General features: G+C 63.3%; 3 protein-coding genes and 2 pseudogenes. 1 reads left to right on the plus strand and 4 read right to left on the minus strand.

Annotated elements, in window-relative coordinates; all coding sequences use genetic code 11:
• Positions 1-158: pseudogene (locus Y704_RS25060) on the minus strand (IS1380 family transposase); the annotation flags it as partial.
• Between the two features lie 199 nt (positions 159-357).
• Positions 358-639, minus strand: coding sequence for a SufE family protein (locus Y704_RS18385; RefSeq protein ID WP_253904204.1), 282 nt, complete (start codon positions 637-639; stop codon positions 358-360).
• Positions 640-858: 219 nt separating this feature from the next.
• Here Y704_RS18385 and Y704_RS0102310 point away from each other — a divergent pair, with 219 nt between their 5' ends.
• Positions 859-2,838 carry an aconitate hydratase gene (locus tag Y704_RS0102310; RefSeq protein WP_026548919.1) on the plus strand — a complete coding sequence of 660 codons (1,980 nt, stop codon included), beginning with the start codon at positions 859-861 and terminating at the stop codon, positions 2,836-2,838.
• A gap of 48 nt (positions 2,839-2,886) precedes the next feature.
• Here Y704_RS0102310 and Y704_RS0102315 read toward each other — a convergent pair whose 3' ends face one another.
• Positions 2,887-3,075, minus strand: coding sequence for a hypothetical protein (locus Y704_RS0102315; RefSeq protein ID WP_026548920.1), 189 nt, complete (start codon positions 3,073-3,075; stop codon positions 2,887-2,889).
• 162 nt (positions 3,076-3,237) lie between these two features.
• A pseudogene (locus Y704_RS23820) lies at positions 3,238-3,380 on the minus strand (IS1380 family transposase); the annotation flags it as partial.

Below are 3,380 nucleotides of genomic sequence, written 5' to 3' on the forward strand. Positions count from 1 at the left end.
GCCCCGAAGTAGTCCGGTAGTTTCACGTGTTCGTCGGCCAGTTCGCCGAGCCCGGTCGCCTGTGCCAGGCCCATGGCCGGGACCAGCCCGGCAGAAGACACAAGATTCGGATCATCAAAGGCGCTGGAAACAGCGGCCGGTCTATGGAAAACTTGCATCTGCGGGATGCTCCTCTGATCGGTGAAATTGAACTCTAGACAAGTCAAATTTTCCTTGATCAGACGGGCATTTCGCGTTTAAAACGCCGACCCGGCCCAAACCCGACCGGTGGATTCAGGCTAAGACCAAAAAATGAAAGATCAAAAACGGATGACAGCGGACAATTCCAGCCCAGCAGACCCCCACCGCTTCGGTGAGTCAGAGCTCCTGCGGATAATCGTCCGGCACGGTCAGTACCTGCCCGGCACTCAGCCCGTCCACACCCTGGGCAAGGATGGGGGCGAAGCCTCGTGTGCTGGGTGTTTGACTGGATGCCGTCGTATCGAGGTACACGACGTTGTCGTCGTCCACCTCGACGAAGATGAACACGGCGCCCTGGCATTCCTCTACCCGCTCGAACAGGTCAGGGTGGTTCTCATAGTGCTCGGGCAACTCCGGCAGTTCGTTGGAGAACCCGAGCAGGAGCAGGAAGGCGATCACGCTGTTCGAGCGCGAGGAAGTCGTCCTTGATCCGGGCGGGGGCTGCCGGTCATGGCGTGTTTGCTATTTCCCGCCCGAACGCCGGGAAACACCCCTGAGCTCGAAGTTGGGGTGGCCGTTCTCAAGATGGTGGCCTAGGTTGGTGGTTACTGCGGAACTCTTCGCCGGATGGCCGCGGTTCGAGACTCTCCCGGCGGCATTCGAGCAAGGAGGCTCACCGTGGCATATAACGTCGCTCGGAAGCTCATCGCCTCTCACCTGCTAAGCGGGGTGATGACACCGGGGACCGAAATCGGCTTGCGCATCGATCAGACCCTCACCCAGGATGCAACAGGAACTCTTGTCATGCTTGAGTTGGAGGCGCTGGGACTTGATCGTGCGCGCACGGAAGTGTCCGTGCAGTACGTCGACCATAACCTGTTGCAAACCGACAGCAAGAACGCGGAGGACCACGACTTCCTCCGCTCGGCGTGTCAACGGTTCGGCCTGTGGTTCTCGAAGGCCGGAAACGGGGTTTCGCACCCGACGCATATGCAGCGGTTCGGTATCCCGGGCAAGACGATGGTCGGCTCGGACAGCCACACCCCGGCTGCGGGCTCCCTCGGGATGCTGGCCATCGGCGTTGGGGGTATCGAGGTAGCTCTCGCGATCGCCGGCGAACCGCTGTACATCAGGATGCCTGAGATTTGGGGGGTGCGGCTCACCGGCCAGTTGCCGCCGTGGACGAGCGCTAAGGATGTCGTTCTCGAGATGCTGCGCCGTCACGGCGTCAAGGGCGGCATCAATCGGATCGTTGAGTACTACGGACCGGGCCTTTCGACCCTCACCGCGATGGACCGGCATGTGATCGCCAATATGGGCGCCGAATTGGGGGCGACAACCACGGTATTCCCGGCGGACGAACAGGTGCGCGCGTTCCTGCGCTCAGAGCAGCGTGAGGGCGACTTCACCGAACTGCTCGCTGATCCGGATGCCGGATACGACGTGGCCGAGGAGATTGACCTTTCCACCATCGTGCCGCTCATCGCGCTGCCCAGTTCGCCGGGCAACGTCGTGCCGGTGCGGGAGGTCGCCGGCCGACCCGTTGAGCAGGTCGTGATCGGGTCATCCGCGAATCCCGGGCTGCGCGACTTCGCGATCGTCGCCGCAATAGTGAAGGGACGCCAGTCACACCCGGGCGTGTCCTTCGACGTCAACCCGAGCTCTCGGCAGATTCTGCAGGATCTGACCAAAATGGGTGCCACCTTGGATTTGATCAGCGCCGGTGCACGGCTGCACCAGTCCGGCTGCATGGGATGCATCGGCATGGGCCAGGCCCCGGCGAACGGGCGCAACAGCCTGCGCACGATGCCGCGCAACTTTCCAGGCCGCTCAGGAACCAAGGAGGACTCGGTCTACCTGTGCTCGCCGGAGACGGCGGCGGCGGCGGTGCTCACCGGGACGGTCACCGACCCGCGGGACCTGGAAAAGCTGTTCGATCTGGAGTATCCCGCACCCCAGCTGCCTGCGATGTCGATTGTGAACCTTGCCATGCTCGAGGAGCCGTTGCTTCACAAGGAGGCCTCCCAAGTGGCGCTGGTTAAGGGCGAAAACATCTCCTCGTTGCCGGACTTCGAGCCCCTCGCCGATCGTATCGAGGCGCCGGTCATCCTGGTCGTGGGCGACGATGTTTCGACGGATGAGATTCTGCCGGCCGGCGCGCGGGTTCTGCCCTACCGCAGCAACATCCCGAAGCTTGCCGAATTCACGTTCGACCAGATCGACGAAACCTACCCCGCCCGCGCCGCAGAAACCCGCGACACGTCCGGCCACATTGTGGTCGCCGGCGCCAACTACGGGCAGGGTTCCTCGCGGGAACACGCCGCGATCACCCCGCGCTTCCTCGGATTGCGCGCGGTGCTGGCCATCTCATTCGCACGCATCCACTGGCAGAACCTCACAAATTTCGGTGTGCTCGCCATCGAGTTCGCGGATGCGGCCGATCACGACCGTGTTCAGCGGGGCGATGTAGTGGTGCTGGCCGGCATCCGCGAAGCCCTCGCCGCCGGAACCGGGATCACCGTGCACAATAAGACCCGCGATGAGGACTATGCAGCGAGGCATCGCCTCTCGACACGCCAGGTCGACATGCTCCTCGCCGGTGGTCTCATCCCCTGGCTGCGCGAGCGGAGAGCTGGTGGGACCGGCGATCGGGGCTGAGCCGTGCGGTCAGGGTTTTCGGGCAATCCCGCCCTGTTCGAGTCGACGTCACATGAACTGAACTACCCCCGCACCGAGCCGAGCCAAGCCGCGGCATGCGCGGAACAGGGCGTCGTCGGTGGCGCTAAATTCCAGCCACCGCACCGTGGCCAGCAGTGTGGCGATCTTTTTCTCGTACGGCAACCGGTCAAGCTTGGTCGCCGTCTCGTTCCTGCCCTCCTTCGCCAGAGCGATCAACCGCCGCTTAGCCTTGATCCACCGACCCGCTCTTGGTTGTAGAGCATTCTGGGAATCGGCGGCGGTCTCGGTGTTGGGCGCGAGGTAGCCTTCGGCCTTCCTGCCGGTGGTGTTCCACTGGTGTCCTGGTTGAGCCGTTGCCGGGCTTGGTGGATGGGATGGTTACGCTGCGGCAGGCGGTGGGTGGACGCTGGTGGCCAGCTTTTCCCAGTGTGTTTGCCAGGGCCAGGCTTCTGGGAGGTGGAGCCGTATTCTCCGCGCGCTGCGGGCGATCCTGGCGGGGATGTGGATGAGTTTGCGGCGGA

The organism is Arthrobacter sp. Br18 (assembly GCF_000520555.1).
In the GTDB taxonomy this organism is placed as follows: Bacteria; Actinomycetota; Actinomycetes; order Actinomycetales; family Micrococcaceae; genus Arthrobacter_D.